The following is a 15,505-nucleotide window of genomic DNA, read 5'->3' on the forward strand; positions in this document are numbered from 1 at the left end:
CCCCCGCTGTGGGACATCCCCCCCCCCCTTTTTGGGGGGGGGACGGTCTTCCCCCCGCGATTAGGCCGGTAAGGACAACACTTGCAATGACCTACACCCTCGACGACCTGCTGCACCTCATGGCCCGCCTGCGCGACCCGCAATATGGCTGCCCGTGGGACCTCAAGCAGGACTACGCCAGTATCGTCCAGCACACCATCGAAGAAGCCTACGAAGTCGCCGACACCATCGAGCGGGGTGATTTCGCCCACCTGCAGGGTGAGCTGGGCGACCTGCTGTTCCAGGTGGTCTACTACAGCCAGCTGGCGCGGGAAGAAGGGCGTTTCGAGTTCGCCGGCGTGGTCGACTCGATTACCCGCAAGCTGGTTCGTCGCCACCCCCATGTGTTTCCCACCGGCGCGCTCTATGCGCCCGTCGATACGCCCTCGTTGAGCGAGGCCCAGGTCAAGTCGCGCTGGGAAGAGATCAAGGCCGAAGAGCGTGCCGAAAACAGCGAGCCGGAGCAATTGTCGCTGCTCGACGATGTGCCGGCCGCACTGCCGGCACTGTCCCGCGCCGCCAAGCTGCAGAAGCGCGCGGCCACGGTCGGCTTCGACTGGCCCGACGCGCTGCCGGTGCTGGACAAGGTGCGCGAAGAGCTCGACGAAGTGCTCCAGGCGATGGCCGATGGTGACAGCGATGCGCTGGAGGACGAGCTGGGCGACCTGCTGTTCGCCACCGTCAACCTGGCCCGGCACCTCAAGCACGACCCGGAAAACGCCCTGCGCCGCGCCAACCGCAAATTCGAACGGCGTTTCCGTTTTATCGAACAGGCATTGCGCGAGCAGGGCCTGAACATCCAAGATCGTACCCTCGACGAACTGGACGCCCTGTGGGGCGAGGCCAAGCGTCAGGAAAAGAACCTGCCCAGCTGCAGCTGAGCCGATGCATAAGTGAGTAAAGACACCCATGAGCCTTTCCCTTCGCGACCAGTTGCTCAAAGCCGGCCTGGTCAACCAGAAACAGGTTTCCCAGACCAACAAGGCTGAGAAAAAACAGAAGCGCCTGGAGCACAAAGGCCAGGTCGAGGTGGACGACAGCCAGCAACGCGTGGCCAAGGAAGCCCTGGCCGAAAAGGCCAGGAAAGACCAGGAGCTGAACCGCCAGGTCCAGGAAAAGGCCGAGCAGAAAGCCCGCGCTGCGCAGATCAAGCAGCTGATCGAGGCCACCCGCCTGCCCAAGCTCACCACCGAGGACTATTTCAACTTCGTCGATGACAAGAAGGTCAAGCGCATCGCCGTCAACGCCCTGATGCGCAGCAAGTTGAGCAACGGTGCGCTGGCGATCGTCGGCCATGCCGGTGGCTACGAAGTCATCCCGCGTGAAGCGGCAGTGAAGATCCAGGAGCGCGACCCGCAGCGTATCCTGCTGCTCAACACCCATGTCGAAGAGGCGGACGAGGACGATCCGTACGCCGCTTACAAGATCCCTGACGATCTGATGTGGTAAGCATGAAAAACCCCGCCTAGGCGGGGTTTTTTGTTTGAAGGCGGTGTCACTGGCTAGTGCGCTGGTTTTCCAGGATTTCCAGTTCGCTGCGGTACTGCTGGGCCAGGTGTTCTTCGTGGAACATGCCGACCAGTTGGCCCTGTTGGTGCACGTCCCAGATCCGCACGCCAGCGGCCAGGCCTTCGTGGGACATTTTCGATTCGTCGCGTTCGGTTACTTGAACTGTCATCGTCAAACTCCACTGCTTGATGGGCTGCGGCACTGTGTCGCAGGCCTTCTTTATAGAGTTTGTTAGCAGGCTAAGTAAATTAAACGGCGATGAAACAAGTTTCATCCAATGACCTCATCGCGGGGCAAGTCGCATCGGCGCACCGCCGCTCCCACGGGAACCACATGGCGCGTGGGAGCGGGCTTGCCCCGCGATGAAGTCACATGAAACGCCCAGGCAAAAAGAAGCCCCGCACATGGCGGGGCTTCCGGTGTTACTGGGGCAGCGATCAGTTGCCCTTGACCGCCTTGCCATCGACCGTGCCGTCCTGCAGCACGATCACGTACTCCTTGCCGTCGGTCTCGACCTGGCGCAGTTGCACCAGCAGGTAGTCCCAGTTCTTGGCGAACCACAGCTCGGTGATGCGCTTGCTCTGGCTTGGGTCGCGTACGCGCTCGACCTTGATCGCATCGACCTGGCCGGCCTTGGTCGCCACCTTCTCGGTGCCCAGCACGCGGAAGTCGTAGGTGTCGATCTCGTCACCGTCGACCACCTGGTAGGTCATGCTCTTCTTGCCGGCGGCCACGTCATGCTGCAGCGCCAGCTGGTAGGACGACTTGTCCAGCACGCCGCGGTTGAGCGGCAGGTTGATCGCGTCGCCACGGTCGCTGCCGGTGACCTTCTTGCCGTTCCAGTCGAAGCTGAGGTCGACTTTCTTCGCCTTGCCCAGGCCGCCGCGTTCGAAGTGGTACTTCTGCGGCAGCAGGGTGTCGTTGTCGAGCTTGAGGGTGCTTTGCTCGGTGAGGCTGGCGATCATCATGGAGGCCTTGAAATTAAGGTCCCAGGTACCGTTGGCGTTCTTCACCAGGCTGCGCTCGGCAGTACCGCTCATGGGCAGCTGCTTCCAGTCAGCCGTGTAGCTGGCCGCGAAAGGCTTCAGATCAGCTGCCTGGAGGGGCAGGGCGAGCACGGCGAGAGCCAAGAGCAGGGCGCGACGCATAAATTCTCCTAGGATCGAATCAAGTGACCGCTGGCCGCCAGCGGCTGGCCATCCAGTAATGCACCCTGTTCGCTCAGACGCAAGCGCCCTTCGCCGAACCAGCGCACCGCCAGCGGGTAGATCTGGTGTTCCTGCAGGTGCACGCGCTGGGCGAGCGACTGCTCGGTGTCGTCCGTTGCAACCGGAACCACAGCCTGTACGACCAAAGGCCCGCCGTCGAGTTCCTCGGTGACGAAGTGCACGCTGCAGCCGTGCTCGGCATCGCCAGCCTCCAGCGCGCGCCGGTGGGTGTGCAGGCCTTTATACTTGGGCAACAGTGACGGATGTATGTTGAGCAGGCGGCCCTGGTAGTGGCGTACAAAGCCGCCACTGAGAATGCGCATGAAGCCGGCCAGTACCACCAGGTCGGGCTCGAAGCCGTCGATCAGCGCCATCAGCGCCGCATCGAAGGCTTCGCGGCCGTCGAAACCCTGGTGCTCGAGCAGCGCGGTGTCGATACCGGCTGCCTTGGCACGTTCCAGGCCGTAGGCATCGGCGCGGTTGGAAATCACCGCGCGGATGCGTACCGGGCTGTCACTGGCGCTGGTGTTGTCGATCAGCGCTTGCAGGTTGCTGCCGGAGCCCGACAGCAATACCACGACGTTGCAGGTCTTGCTCGGCATCAGTGTGCCTTGAGGTTCTGCAGCTCGACCTGAGCGGCGCCTTCGGCGGCTTCGGCGATGTGGCCGATCACCCAAGGCTGCTCACCGGCGGCGCGCAGTTCGTTCAGGGCGGCTTCGACCTGATCCTGGGCGACACAGATGACCATGCCGACGCCGCAGTTCAGTACGCGGTGCATCTCGTGCTCGTCGACGTTGCCTTTTGCCTGCAGGAAGTCGAACACCGCCGGGCGCTGCCAGCTGGCCACATCGACCACGGCCTGGGCGTTTTTCGGCAGTACGCGCGGGATGTTGTCCAGCAGGCCGCCACCGGTGATGTGGGCCATGGCCTTGACTGCGCCGGTGTTCTTGATCAGCTGCAGCAGCGGCTTGACGTAGATGCGGGTCGGCGCCATCAGCAGGTCGGTCAGCGGTTTGCCGTCGAGCTGGGTGTTTTCGATGTCGGTGCCGGACACTTCGAGGATCTTGCGGATCAGCGAGTAGCCGTTGGAGTGCGGGCCGGAGGACGGCAGGGCGATCAGGGCGTCGCCGGTGGCGACTTTCGAGCCGTCGATGATCTCGGCTTTTTCCACCACGCCGACGCAGAAGCCGGCCAGGTCGTAGTCTTCGCCTTCGTACATGCCTGGCATTTCGGCGGTTTCACCACCGACCAGCGAGCAGCCGGCCAGTTCGCAACCGGCGCCGATGCCGGTAACCACGGTGGCGGCCACGTCGACATTGAGCTTGCCAGTGGCGTAGTAGTCGAGGAAGAACAGCGGCTCGGCGCCGCACACCACCAGGTCGTTGACGCACATGGCGACCAGGTCCTGGCCGATGCTGTCGTGCTTGTTCAGGTTCAGTGCCAGGCGCAGCTTGGTGCCGACACCGTCGGTGCCGGAGACCAGCACCGGCTGTTTGTAGCCGGCCGGGATCTCGCAGAGGGCGCCGAAGCCGCCCAGGCCACCCATGACTTCAGGGCGTGCGGTGCGCTTGGCGACGCCCTTGATGCGTTCGACCAGTGCTTCGCCGGCGTCGATGTCCACACCGGCGTCCTTGTAGCTCAGGGAGGGTTGCTTGCTCATTGATCCAGGCCTTTAAGAGGGAGGGATTCTTGGAAAACGACCGGGACGGCCAAGGCCGGCTTCAAAAGCGGCGGCTGCCTGTACGTCACTGGTCTGCGAAGGCGCGCGATTTTATCAGGGTTGCCCCGAAGCGGCCATCCTCAGGCCGACGGGCAGGCCGGAAATCTGGGCAAAAAAGCGCTTTCACGGTGCGCGACTGGTTGCCGCGGCGGTGCCTGTATAAGGTATAGGCATCGTGACGGGCACAAAGGGCCGCGGCAGCGGAGCATTTCTCTGCGTTGCGCGGTCACAGCCGGCAGGTCCGGGCTCGTCGCTCGTGGTCATCTGGACAGGAATCCTCAATGCGTCTTTTCAATTACATCGCGGCCGGGTGCCTGGTGCTGGTCGGCGCTGCGGCGCAAGCCGAAACCGTCACCGGGCTGTATCAGGTTCGCGAACCTGTCGAAGGGCAGGGCGCCGATGCCCGCGCCCAGGCTACCAGCAAGGCCCTGGACACCTTGGTGCTGCGCCTGACCGGCGACCCCAAGGCGGCGCAGAGCCCGGCCTTGGCTGCCCTGCGCAAGGATCCCCAGCAAATCATCAACCAGGTCGGCACCGAGGCCGGGCCGCCCGAGGCGCTGCTGGTCGAGTTCGACCCCGGCAGCACTGAGCGCGCGCTGCGCCAGGCTGGCCTGGCGCTGTGGGGCAACAACCGTCCGTCGATCATCGGCTGGTGGCTCTACGACAGTGTCGAGGGCAGCAACCTGGTCGGCGATGGCCAGGCTGCCGCCGAACCGCTGCGCCGTGCCGCCCAGCACCGTGGCCTGCCGCTGCGCCTGCCGCTGGCCGACCTGCAGGAACAACTGGTGGCCAACGCCAAGCAGCTCGAGGGCAATGACCCGGCGCCGCTGCGCGAGGCGTCAGAGCGTTACGGCGCCAATGCCTTGCTGGCAGTGCATGCCCATGAGGCCGACGGCAAGTGGCAAGGCAAGTGGCAACTGTGGCTGGGCGACCAGCGCGAGCAGGGCAACGCCGAAGGTGCCGACCAGGCCGCCCTGGCCGATGCCGTGCTGCTGGCCGTGAGCAACCGCCTGGCGCCGCGCTATGTGACCCGCCCCGGTGCCAGCAGTGACCTGCTGGTACAAGTGCAGGGCATGAACCTGCAGCGCTATGCCGAACTGAGCCGCGTGCTCGAACCTTACGGCGCCCGTTTGCAGATGGCCGAAGGCGCCACCCTGACCTACGGCGTTACCGGCAACCGTGAGCAGTTGCGGGCGCAACTGGGCCTGGCCAAGTTGCAGGAGTTGCCTGCCGAGGCCGCGCCGGCACCTGCGGCCCAGGGCGAGCCTGGCACGACACCCCCTACCACTGCAGCCAAGCCGTTCGATGGCTTGCGTTTTCGCTGGTAAGGGGGCTTGGACATGATTGATATGCGTCGTTGGATCGGGCTGGGCGCCGCCTTGCTGATCGCCGTGCTGCTGTACCTGCTGCACAACATTCTTTCCCCCTTCCTGGTGGGGATTCTGCTGGCCTACCTGGCCGACCCGCTGGTCGACCGCCTCGAACGGGCCGGGCTGTCGCGGACTTGGGGCGTGGTGGTGGTCTTCAGCTTGTTCACCCTGGTGTTCATGGCCCTGCTGCTGGTGCTGATCCCCATGTTGGCCAAGCAACTGGTGCGCTTGTACGAGCTGGCGCCGCAGATGCTCGACTGGCTGCAGCATGTGGCCTTGCCTTGGGTGCAAAGCCGCCTGGGCCTGGCCGATGGTTTCTGGAAGTTCGACAAGATCAAGTCCGCCATCGGCGCGCACATGGGCCAGACCACCGATATTGTCGGTGTACTGCTGTCCCAGGCCACCGCGTCGAGCCTGGCCCTGATCGGCTGGCTGGCGAACCTGGTACTGATCCCGGTGGTGGGGTTCTACCTGTTGCGCGACTGGGACCTGATGATGGCCAAGCTGCGCAGCCTGTTGCCGCGTCAGCGCGAAGAGCAGGTGGTGGGGTTGGCCGGTGAGTGCCATGAAGTGCTGGGGGCGTTCGTGCGTGGCCAGTTGCTGGTGATGCTCGCCCTGGGCGTCATCTATTCCAGCGGGCTGATGCTGGTGGGCCTGGAATTGGGCCTGCTGATCGGCATGCTGGCGGGGTTGGCGGCAATCGTCCCGTATATGGGCTTCATCATCGGCATCGGCGCGGCCCTGGTGGCCGGGTTGTTCCAGTTCAGCGGCGATTTGTATCCGATGCTGGGGATTGTCGCGGTGTTCATGGTCGGCCAGGCGCTGGAAGGCATGGTGCTGACGCCCTTGCTGGTGGGCGACCGCATCGGCCTGCATCCGGTGGCGGTGATCTTCGCCATCCTCGCCGGTGGCGAGCTGTTCGGCTTCACCGGTGTGCTGCTGGCGCTGCCGGTGGCAGCGGTGATCATGGTGCTGTTGCGGCATGTGCATGACCTCTACAAGGAGTCGGACATGTATGGCGAGGCGATCGACCCGGACCTGTGACCGATCGCGGCGCATCGGCGCACCGCCGCTCCCACGCCAATGTCGGCTTCGTGGGAGCGGGCTTGCCCCGCGATGCGCTTGAATCCATCGCAACTGCTTGATTTTACTTGTGCTCTTCCCCTGCCGGATTGTGCCGCCCGCGTTGCGGGTATAGACTTTGCACACTCTTCACCAAAGGCCCCCTGTGGTCCCCGCGACCGCCCGCGAGCATGAAACCGATCCAGTTGCCCCTGGGTGTGCGTCTCCGCGATGACGCCACCTTCATCAACTACTATCCGGGCGCCAATGCCGCGGCATTGGGCTACGTCGAGCGGCTATGCGAAGCCGACGCCGGCTGGACCGAGAGCCTCATCTACCTGTGGGGCAAACAGGGCGTTGGCCGTACCCACCTGCTGCAAGCCGCTACCCAGCGTTTCCAGCAGCGGGGCGAGCCCGCCGTCTACCTGCCGCTGGCGCAACTGCTGGAGCGTGGCGTCGAGTTGCTTGACCACCTCGAGCAATACGAGCTGGTGTGCATCGACGACCTGCACGTGATCGCCGGCAAGGCGGACTGGGAAGAGGCCATGTTCCACCTGTTCAACCGCCTGCGCGACAGTGGCCGACGGCTGCTGCTGGCCGCTTCCAGCTCGCCCCGCGAACTGCCGATCAAGCTGGCGGACCTCAAGTCGCGGCTGACCCTGGCGCTGATTTTCCAGATGCGCGGCATGTCCGACGAGGACAAGCTGCGCGCCCTGCAACTGCGTGCCTCGCGGCGCGGCCTGCACCTGACCGACGAAGTCGGCCACTTCATCCTCACCCGTGGCACACGCAGCATGAGTGCGCTGTTCGACCTGCTCGAACGCCTTGACCAAGCTTCGCTGCAGGCGCAACGCAAGCTGACCATCCCGTTCCTCAAGGAAACCCTGGGTTGGTGACCCCCTGAAAACACCGGGCCAGAGCGGCAAAACAGAAAAGTCACATGTTTTTCGATAAAATTTGCAAATGGTTCTGATAGAAGGCATAGTTTCCCCCTTCTAAAGGACTACAGACACGGTCGTGCCCATGCTGAAGCGCTTCGCACCCCTCGTGCCACTTGCACTTGCCACCTTTCTGTTTGGTTGCGCCGTTCATGGCCCGGCCACTCAATCCCAGGATCATCGCCTGGCCGCCGAGCAATCGCTCAAGGTCAAGGCTTCCGCTTCTTCCGTATTCACCGAGGAAGAGCTGGCCAGCGAAGATGACCTGAATGCCTTCTCCAGCAACAGCAAGCCCTATCAGCTCCCGGTGCTGGCCGACAGCATCCTCGAGCGTGGCATGGCGCTGATCGGTACCCGTTACCGCTTTGGCGGCACCACCGAACAAGGCTTCGACTGCAGCGGCTTCATTGGTTATCTGTTCCGCGAAGAAGCCGGCATGAACCTGCCGCGCTCGACCCGCGAGATGATCAACGTCGATGCCCCCAAAGTCGCGCGCAACAAGCTCAAGCCAGGCGACCTGCTGTTCTTCAGCACCAACGGTCGCGGCCGCGTAAGCCACGCCGGCATCTACCTGGGCGACAACCAGTTCATCCACTCCAGCAGCCGCCGCAGCGGTGGTGTGCGCATCGACAGCCTTGGCGATCGCTACTGGAGCAAGACCTTCATCGAAGCCAAGCGCGCGCTGGCCATGGCACCGACCACCATTTCGCGCAATTGATTTGATATCAAAATGCTGTACCCTGCCGCGGCGGCGTAGCTGAAAAGCTCGCCGCCGTGCGCATTTACAGAAAGCGTCTAATCTAATTTCTCACCTATTTTCATCTTCGGCCTTGGCCGAGGCTTGTCTGACAGGACGTTCGCATCATGGCGATGTTGGCGCGCTTCGCATTTCTCTCCCTGGCGGCATTGCTTGCTGCCTGCTCCAGCCGTGCACCTGCCCCGGCGCCGGTCAAACAGCCCATGGTCTTCAGCCAGCAGCCGGCGGCATCGCCTGCGGCGGAGGATGTGCTGTTCCGCGCGATCGGCCTGGTCGGCACGCCGTATCGTTGGGGGGGTAACACCCCTGATTCGGGGTTCGATTGCAGCGGCCTGATCGGCTACGTGTACCGTGATGCTGCGGGCATCAGCCTGCCACGCACCACTCGCGACATGATCGTCATGCGCGCGCCCAGTGTGGACATCAATGCCTTGCAGTCCGGCGACCTTGTGTTCTTTGCCACCAATGGCGGAGCACAGGTCAGCCATGCCGGTATCTATGTCGGCGAAGGGCGTTTCGTCCATGCGCCGTCCACCGGCGGCACGGTGCGCCTGGACTATCTCTCCAGCAACTACTGGGCCAAGGCCTACCTGCAGGCCAAGCGAGTGTTGCCACCTGGGCACCTGGCGCAGAATCCCTGAACCCGGTGGGCCACCCACCTGGCCGTGCGCCCCTCAGGGCGCCTTGCTGATGCGCCAGGCGAGGTTGCCCATATCGTCCGCAACCAATACGCCACCGCGCGGTTTGCGCTTCCACGAGTCCTGCTGTCCAACCAACGTGCCCTGTTAGAAAGGCGGCGATAACGCGTCGGCGCCTGCGCGTTTCATTACCCACGTGAATTCCGGGCGAGACGGGCGCAGGGCGGTTCTACGCACTGGCTTGGCGAGGGCCGCTTTATATACCGCGAATGGTCGTGGTGGCTGGTAAAGGATGCGTGCTTCTTCATCGAAAGGAGCATGTCATGAGCGGCATCGAAAGCATCTTGCAGCGCAACCTGCAGGTACTGGGCACCGGGCGCGAGCTGGCCCGGCTGGCCGACGAGGTCCTGAGCGCTTATCCCGATCCCTACCAGTTGGCCGTGACCCAGGCGTCGGTCATTCTGCGCAAGCATACCGGCAAGGACTGGGACCCTCGGCAGGTCTGGTGGCATCAATTCAGCCATGCCAGCTCCAGCCATCGCAGCTTTACGGGGTGGGCGCACAGCGGTCCGCCGGCCAAGTCACTGCGCTTCACCGAGTTGATGGTCGAGCGCTTCGACCCCGGCTTCCAGGAAGCCACCGACTCGCTCGATCTCTATGGCGGCTTCTATCTCCAGGGGCCTCATGCGAACACCTACGATGAGCGCAACCAAGTGCCGCTGTTGGCCCGCAATGTCCAGCAGGACTTCTGGGCCTTGGATTTCGCCCAGTTGTACCGGCGCCAGATATCGGCATTCTGGGCCGCGCACCAAGATGACTTCAGGCTCCTGGCCAAGGTCAACCTGCTGGGCCAGTGTGCCCGTGCCGAGCAGGGCGGGCATATCGACAGCGTGGACGCGGCGCTGTTACGCGCTCATGTGGTGCCGGGGCTTTCGGCCGGGGAGCGAGCACCCTCGCTGGCACAGCTGCGTGAACAGTCGAGTGTCGAGCTGCGTGCAAGCGGCTATGGGCTGGGTGTCGCCAGTGGGGCGGCGTTGTATGCGATCCATGGGGCCGGTACCAGGGTCCTGTTGTACTGCCCCTGGGCCGAACAGGCGCTGCGAGGCTTCGACAACCCGCAGGACATGGCGGGATGGCTGCGCGAGCACCTGGCCACGGCCCAGGGCCGGGCAGCGTTCCAGCAGGCGTTGATTGCCGACCCGCAGGACCTCGAGGCTGTGCAAGCGGTGCAACAGGCCCTGCAAGCGCTGGGCGAGAGTCCGAGCGATGCGGCAGCGTTGGCGTTACTCGAGCATCAACGCAGCCCTCTCGAGCACCTTTTTGATGCTCTGGTGGAGCATGCCCGGCAGGACATGCAGCACACCGCCGCCCGCCTGGTGGATAACAGCCAGCTGCGCAAGGCCCTGTGGCGAGGATATCTAGGAGCTTTCCTGAAAGTATTCGGCGGCTTCCTGCCCTTGGGCTGGCCGGTGTCGCTGGTGCTGCTCGGCGCCACCCTGGCGAAGGTTGGCCTGGATGTGGACGGTGCGCTGCACGCCCGCAATGCCCAGGAGCGCAAGGCGGCGATGCGCACGGCGATCCTCGATTCGATCTTCGGCGCCTTGAACATGGTGGACGTGGGCTTTGGCAGCAGCCTGGCGTCCCTGGCCTACCAGGCGCCGTTCCATGAACTGGACGCATCGCTGGTCGAATGGGAGGTCGAGCAGGCCCCCACGCTGAGCCTCGAGGGGGATGAGGCCAACGAGCTGCTTGACAGCAAGCCGATGGGTAGCGACCGCCTGCAGGGGATTCGGCTTGGCCCGGACGGCAGTTGCTGGATCGAGCTGGAAGGATTGCCCTACCGGGTGCGCTTCAGCCCGGAGCTGTCGTCCTGGCTGATAGTACCCCCGGAAACCCCCTACGCTTTCGGACCCTTGCGCCCGGTGCGGATGAACGCTTCGGGCGAGTGGCAGTTGCTGGCGCCGCCACGCCTGCTGGGTGGGGCGCCGGCCGATGGCTTGGCCAGCGAGCCCTCGGCGTTCTGGGATGAGTACATGCACACCCACCTGGACCGCAGCCAGACCCTGTCGAATGCCGCGCGAGCGCGTCAGCGAGCTCTGTTGCAGGGGCGGGCAATCGATGTGCTGGATGACGAGGATGAGCCGCTGGTGGATGAAGATGGATTTGACTTCATCGACATTGAAGGCGAGCACGTTTACACCTACCGCCATGACGGCGAATACCGTAATCACCGGATCTTCATGTACACGGAAGAAGACGGTGCCAAGATCAATCGGTTCCTGCGCGAAGGCGAGCGCGAGTTCGATTACGGCGACGAGGTCGAGTACCTCGACAATCTCGCCGATGACCTGGAAAAGCTACCCTACAACAGCGAGGTGCCGCTGTATCGTGGCGGCCATGGCACACGCAGTACCAGTGGTACGCATTTTCGCAGCGGGCAGTTCAAGGTGGGCGATGTGCTGGTCAACACCGACCTGACTTCCTTCACCGAAAACCCCTACATCGTGCGCCTGTTCGCCGCCGACAACGATCTGGTGGCGGGCAGCGGGGTGGAAGGCGTCTTCGACGACAGTTCGGTGGTGTTCGAGCTGCCTGCCGGCAGCTATCAGCATGGCACGCCCATCAGTTCCTTCTCCAGCCATCCGAACGAGGCGGAAACCCTGTTCCTGCCTGGCTCGTATTTCCGCGTCGAGGCGCTCAGGGAAATCCGCGGTGGCGACTACCACTTCGTCAGCGTCAGGCTCAGCGAGGTGCCCAGGCCGGCCAGCGGCCAGGTCTATGAACTGCGCACCGGTGCGGTATTCGACAAGGCCGCCTACGCTGCCCGGCTGGGGAATGCGGAGCTGGCGAGCCGGTTCTTCCCTGACTGACGCGCTTCGGCGCGTCTAGCCATTTGTGCCCGGCGTCGTGGGTAAGCCGGGCACACGTGCGCAGGTACATACCTACCGCCCCCGACGTTCATGGCCCAGCCAGGATGCGTGTTCGATCACGACATCAAGGAGTGGGGTTATGAGCGGTATCAAGGAGCGCGTGGAGCAGAGTCTCGACGCCGTAGAGGCGGGGCGGCCGTTGGTGCGCCTGGTGGACGAGGTGATTCGCGAGTATCCCGACCCGTATGTACTGGCGAGCCAGCACGCGCAGCGCATGCTGCTCAAGCATACGGGCAAGGCCATCGATCCGCGTTTCGTCTGGTGGCACCAGTTTGACGGGGCCAGTAACAGCAGCCGCAGCTTCACGGGGTGGCGGCACAGCGGGCCGCCGCGCAAATCGATGCACCTGGTCGAGTTGCTGATCAATCGTTTCGATGCTCGGTTCCAGGAGGCACCGGACGAGCTTGATCTTTATGGCGGCTTCTATCGCCAGGGGCCGCACGCCAGCGACTTCGATGAGCGTAACGAAGTGGCGATGCTGGGCAGCAAGGTCCAGCAGGATCTGTGGGCACTGGACTTCGCGGTGGCCTATCGCGACGCAGTCACGGGCTTCTGGGCCAACTACTCCGGGCACTTTCGCGCACTGGCGAAGGTGAACGTGCTGGGGCAGGGGGCCGGCGCGTTGAGAGCAGGGCGCATCAGCCGCAGCGACTGGGCATTGTTGCGTGCGATGGCTGCTGACGATCTGGCCGATGGCGAGCTGCCGACGCTGGCCAAGCTCGAGCGGGACAGCACCACACAGCCCTTTGCCGTCAACCGCTATGTGCTCGATCAAGGCGACCGCGGCTGCCTCTACAGCTTTACGGTAGACAGCGGTCGCACCCTGCTTTACCGCCCATGGGCCTCGCAAGCGCTCATCAGCTTCGCTTCGGAACTGGCCATGGCAGGTTGGTTGCGTACGCAGCTGCAGGACCGCGACACCTTGGCTCGGCATGCGCTGGCGGCCCATACCGACGCGCGCGATCCGTCACGCGCCCATGCGGTCAGGACTCACCTGCAGAGTATCGCCAGCAGCGCGACCGACCAGGCAGCCCTGCACCTGCTTGGCTTCATGAAGCGAACCGTCAGCCCCGATATCTTCACTCACCTGGCTACCCAGGCCACTACCGAGATGAGTGACAACGCGTCGGCGATCTTGGGCAATGCCGAGTTGCGCAAGGCGATGTGGAGCGGTTATCTCGCGGCGTTCATCAAGGTGTTCGGCGGCTTCGCCCCCCTCGGCTGGCCCATGACCCTGATGTTGCTGGGCGCCAGTCTCGCCAAGCTGGGGCTGGACGTCGATGCGTCCCTGCATGCGGCGGACGAGCAGAGCCGCAAGGCGGCGCTGCGCGAGGCCATGCTCGACTCGCTATTCGCGGCATTGAACATGGTCGATCTGGGGTTCCAGTCGAGTTATGCCTCGCTGAGCTATGAATCATCGGTCAGCGAGACGGATATCGATCTGGATCGCTGGCAGGTGGCACAGGCGGCCCCGCAGCCGGTGGAGCACCTTGAATCCAATGCAATCGTCAGTGGCGAGTTGGTAAGCGACGGGCGTTTGCGCGGCATCAGAGTCGCAACCGATGGCGCTTGCTGGATCGAACTCGATGACCTGTCCTATCGCGTGCGCTACAACCACGACCTGCACGTCTGGCAGATCGTGCCGGCCCATAATCCCTTCGCTTTCGGCCCGCTGTATCCGGTGCGCCTGAACGCCGCCGGGGATTGGGAACTGCTGGTGCCGCCGCAGCTGGCGGGCGGAGCGCCACCTGCCGTGGAAGGCATGCCCAACGTCACCTCTGGGTTCTGGGACCGCCACGTGGCCATCGACGAAACGCGGAGCAAGATGGTTGCCGCCCAGGTGTTGCGTCGCCATAAAGCGTTGCTTGATGCCAGCGAGGTGCCACGGCTGGCCCCCGGCCAAGCCCCTGATCTGGACGAACGAGGTCTGGATTGTGTACGGGTCGAGGGCCAGACGCGTTACTCCTATCGCTCGGGCCGCGAATTTTTCAACTCCCTGATCGAGTACTACACCAGCGACGAATCCAGGGTGAATGATGTGTTCCGTTCGGGTAGCTATCGCTACGGGGACGAGGACGACTACATCCAGGCGCTTGCCGACAGCCTCGAGCGCTTGCCCAGAAACAACGGGGCCGGCCTCTACCGCGGAGGCAATGCCTCGCGCGGCACGGGTGGCGGGAATTATCGAAACGGCCAGATCAGGGTCGGGGATGTGCTGGTCAATACCGACCTGACCTCATTCACCGAGAACCCCTTCATGGTTGCCGAGTTCGCATCGCGATCGGCCGTGAGCGCGCCTGGGAACCTGTTGGGGGTGTTCGACGACAGTTCGGTGGTATTCGAGTTGCCGGCCGGTTGGTACCAGGACGGCACGCCGATCAGCGCGTTTTCCCTTTACTGGGATGAAAGCGAGACACTGTTCCTGCCGGGGCGCTACTTTCGGATCGTCAAGCTGGAGCAGGTTTACGGTGAACACTACCGCTTTATCCATGTGACCCTGCAGCAGATCCCCAAACCTGCGTCGGGGACCTTCTACGATCTGCGCACGGGATTGGTGTTCGACGCCCAGGCCTACGAGGCACGTTTCAAGACGCCGGGGCTTGCGCAGCGCTTCTTTGCGGCTGACAGCCCCCCTGCCAACGTGAGTACGGCCTGAGTCGGCCACTCAGGCTTGCTTGAGCAGCAGCGCCACGCCGGGGAAGTACTGCCCCAGTTCGTTGTGCAGCTTGCGGTAGGCGTAGGGGAAGTACCAGGCGATGGCGCAGGCGGTGTGCTTCTGCAGGTCGTCGACCAGGTCCTGCAGCTCTTCGGGGCTGGCGTGCTGGCCGGCTTTCCAGGGGGTGACGAACAGCGCGCCGGCCTTGAGCTGGCTGGCATAGCCGATGTGCTTGGCCTGGGCGGCGGTTTCCTGCAGCGCCGAGGCCAGGTCGAGGCGGGCGATACGTGGCCAGCGCTGGCCGGCATGCAGGTGCACAGAGGCTTCGGCGTTGCTGATCGACAGGTCGCACCGCCCCTCGCGTTCACCCTCGTCACGTTGCTTCTTGCTCTGGTACTGCTGCAGTGCCACCAGCTCGCCTTGCCAGGCCGCTGCCGCGAGCATGCCGACGTTGGCGGCGCTGCCATGCCAGTAGGGCGCGTCAGCGTCCCCTTGCAGCTGGTTGAAACGATCAATGCAGTCGACCCAGCGCTCCAGCGCCGGGCGCAGGAATTCGAACTGGGTATTGTTGATGATCAGGCCTTGCATGCTGGGCACTCCTTGTCATTGTCATTGAGGTCAGCGAAGTTGATGGCTAAGTGATATCATTGCCATCAGTGTGGCACAAGCCGACGGATT

At 63.8% G+C, this 15,505-nt stretch carries 14 protein-coding genes; 9 read left to right on the forward strand and 5 right to left on the reverse strand.

Going from position 1 to position 15,505, the window contains the following annotated elements:
* Window positions 1-86 precede the first annotated feature (86 nt).
* Window positions 87-920, forward strand: coding sequence for a nucleoside triphosphate pyrophosphohydrolase (gene mazG, locus ACO6VM_RS08855; RefSeq protein WP_422403142.1), 834 nt, complete (start codon window positions 87-89; stop codon window positions 918-920).
* Window positions 921-948: 28 nt separating this feature from the next.
* Window positions 949-1,488 (forward strand): DUF2058 domain-containing protein, encoded by a 540-nt coding sequence (locus ACO6VM_RS08860; RefSeq protein ID WP_422403143.1) that lies wholly within the window; start codon window positions 949-951, stop codon window positions 1,486-1,488.
* A gap of 46 nt (window positions 1,489-1,534) precedes the next feature.
* On the opposite strand, the gene ACO6VM_RS08865 is transcribed toward ACO6VM_RS08860, so the two are convergent.
* The 4 genes from ACO6VM_RS08865 to purM all read right to left on the reverse strand — a co-directional run bounded on the left by ACO6VM_RS08865 (window position 1,535) and on the right by purM (window position 4,416).
* Window positions 1,535-1,717 (reverse strand): hypothetical protein, encoded by a 183-nt coding sequence (locus tag ACO6VM_RS08865; protein WP_125462982.1) that lies wholly within the window; start codon window positions 1,715-1,717, stop codon window positions 1,535-1,537.
* Between the two features lie 268 nt (window positions 1,718-1,985).
* Window positions 1,986-2,696, reverse strand: coding sequence for a DUF3108 domain-containing protein (locus ACO6VM_RS08870; protein ID WP_125462983.1), 711 nt, complete (start codon window positions 2,694-2,696; stop codon window positions 1,986-1,988).
* Window positions 2,697-2,704: 8 nt separating this feature from the next.
* On the reverse strand, window positions 2,705-3,358 hold the full coding sequence (gene purN, locus ACO6VM_RS08875; protein ID WP_390970354.1) for a phosphoribosylglycinamide formyltransferase: 654 nt from the start codon (window positions 3,356-3,358) through the stop codon (window positions 2,705-2,707).
* Window positions 3,358-4,416 carry a phosphoribosylformylglycinamidine cyclo-ligase gene (gene purM, locus ACO6VM_RS08880; protein WP_390970352.1) on the reverse strand — a complete coding sequence of 353 codons (1,059 nt, stop codon included), beginning with the start codon at window positions 4,414-4,416 and terminating at the stop codon, window positions 3,358-3,360. The genes purN and purM overlap by 1 nt, the downstream gene beginning before the upstream one ends.
* 341 nt (window positions 4,417-4,757) lie before the next feature.
* Here purM and ACO6VM_RS08885 point away from each other — a divergent pair, with 341 nt between their 5' ends.
* The 7 genes from ACO6VM_RS08885 to ACO6VM_RS08915 all read left to right on the forward strand — a co-directional run bounded on the left by ACO6VM_RS08885 (window position 4,758) and on the right by ACO6VM_RS08915 (window position 14,827).
* Window positions 4,758-5,804, forward strand: a complete 1,047-nt coding sequence (locus ACO6VM_RS08885; RefSeq protein WP_422403144.1) for a DUF2066 domain-containing protein — start codon at window positions 4,758-4,760, stop codon at window positions 5,802-5,804.
* 12 nt (window positions 5,805-5,816) lie between these two features.
* Entirely contained in the window at window positions 5,817-6,890 is a 1,074-nt protein-coding gene (locus tag ACO6VM_RS08890; protein ID WP_422403145.1) for an AI-2E family transporter, read from the forward strand.
* A gap of 209 nt (window positions 6,891-7,099) precedes the next feature.
* Complete coding sequence (gene hda / locus ACO6VM_RS08895) at window positions 7,100-7,804, forward strand: DnaA regulatory inactivator Hda (RefSeq protein ID WP_110993035.1); 705 nt, start codon at window positions 7,100-7,102, stop codon at window positions 7,802-7,804.
* Window positions 7,805-7,931: 127 nt separating this feature from the next.
* Window positions 7,932-8,564: a C40 family peptidase gene (locus tag ACO6VM_RS08900; protein ID WP_390970346.1), complete on the forward strand. Its 633-nt coding sequence runs from the start codon at window positions 7,932-7,934 to the stop codon at window positions 8,562-8,564.
* A gap of 146 nt (window positions 8,565-8,710) precedes the next feature.
* Window positions 8,711-9,244: a C40 family peptidase gene (locus ACO6VM_RS08905; RefSeq protein ID WP_401059519.1), complete on the forward strand. Its 534-nt coding sequence runs from the start codon at window positions 8,711-8,713 to the stop codon at window positions 9,242-9,244.
* A gap of 320 nt (window positions 9,245-9,564) precedes the next feature.
* Window positions 9,565-12,111: a dermonecrotic toxin domain-containing protein gene (locus ACO6VM_RS08910; RefSeq protein WP_422403146.1), complete on the forward strand. Its 2,547-nt coding sequence runs from the start codon at window positions 9,565-9,567 to the stop codon at window positions 12,109-12,111.
* A 139-nt stretch (window positions 12,112-12,250) separates the two neighbouring features.
* Window positions 12,251-14,827: a dermonecrotic toxin domain-containing protein gene (locus ACO6VM_RS08915; protein ID WP_422403147.1), complete on the forward strand. Its 2,577-nt coding sequence runs from the start codon at window positions 12,251-12,253 to the stop codon at window positions 14,825-14,827.
* A gap of 9 nt (window positions 14,828-14,836) precedes the next feature.
* Here ACO6VM_RS08915 and ACO6VM_RS08920 read toward each other — a convergent pair whose 3' ends face one another.
* On the reverse strand, window positions 14,837-15,415 hold the full coding sequence (locus tag ACO6VM_RS08920; protein ID WP_422403148.1) for a hypothetical protein: 579 nt from the start codon (window positions 15,413-15,415) through the stop codon (window positions 14,837-14,839).
* Between the last annotated feature and the right edge of the window lie 90 nt (window positions 15,416-15,505).

It is taken from the genome of Pseudomonas sp. GZD-209 (assembly GCF_049310485.1).
Lineage (GTDB): Bacteria > Pseudomonadota > Gammaproteobacteria > Pseudomonadales > Pseudomonadaceae > Aquipseudomonas > Aquipseudomonas sichuanensis.

Bases quoted from the DNA above. Each gene is read 5' to 3' on its own strand.
- ACO6VM_RS08905 (WP_401059519.1), top strand. From the start codon at position 8,711: ATGGCGATGTTGGCGCGCTTCGCATTTCTCTCCCTGGCGGCATTGCTT.
- ACO6VM_RS08910 (WP_422403146.1), top strand. From the start codon at position 9,565: ATGAGCGGCATCGAAAGCATCTTGCAGCGCAACCTGCAGGTACTGGGC.
- ACO6VM_RS08885 (WP_422403144.1), top strand. From the start codon at position 4,758: ATGCGTCTTTTCAATTACATCGCGGCCGGGTGCCTGGTGCTGGTCGGC.
- ACO6VM_RS08900 (WP_390970346.1), top strand. From the start codon at position 7,932: ATGCTGAAGCGCTTCGCACCCCTCGTGCCACTTGCACTTGCCACCTTT.
- hda (WP_110993035.1), top strand. From the start codon at position 7,100: ATGAAACCGATCCAGTTGCCCCTGGGTGTGCGTCTCCGCGATGACGCC.
- ACO6VM_RS08915 (WP_422403147.1), top strand. From the start codon at position 12,251: ATGAGCGGTATCAAGGAGCGCGTGGAGCAGAGTCTCGACGCCGTAGAG.
- ACO6VM_RS08860 (WP_422403143.1), top strand. From the start codon at position 949: ATGAGCCTTTCCCTTCGCGACCAGTTGCTCAAAGCCGGCCTGGTCAAC.
- ACO6VM_RS08920 (WP_422403148.1), bottom strand. From the start codon at position 15,415: ATGCAAGGCCTGATCATCAACAATACCCAGTTCGAATTCCTGCGCCCG.
- mazG (WP_422403142.1), top strand. From the start codon at position 87: ATGACCTACACCCTCGACGACCTGCTGCACCTCATGGCCCGCCTGCGC.
- purM (WP_390970352.1), bottom strand. From the start codon at position 4,416: ATGAGCAAGCAACCCTCCCTGAGCTACAAGGACGCCGGTGTGGACATC.
- ACO6VM_RS08865 (WP_125462982.1), bottom strand. From the start codon at position 1,717: ATGACAGTTCAAGTAACCGAACGCGACGAATCGAAAATGTCCCACGAA.
- purN (WP_390970354.1), bottom strand. From the start codon at position 3,358: ATGCCGAGCAAGACCTGCAACGTCGTGGTATTGCTGTCGGGCTCCGGC.
- ACO6VM_RS08870 (WP_125462983.1), bottom strand. From the start codon at position 2,696: ATGCGTCGCGCCCTGCTCTTGGCTCTCGCCGTGCTCGCCCTGCCCCTC.
- ACO6VM_RS08890 (WP_422403145.1), top strand. From the start codon at position 5,817: ATGATTGATATGCGTCGTTGGATCGGGCTGGGCGCCGCCTTGCTGATC.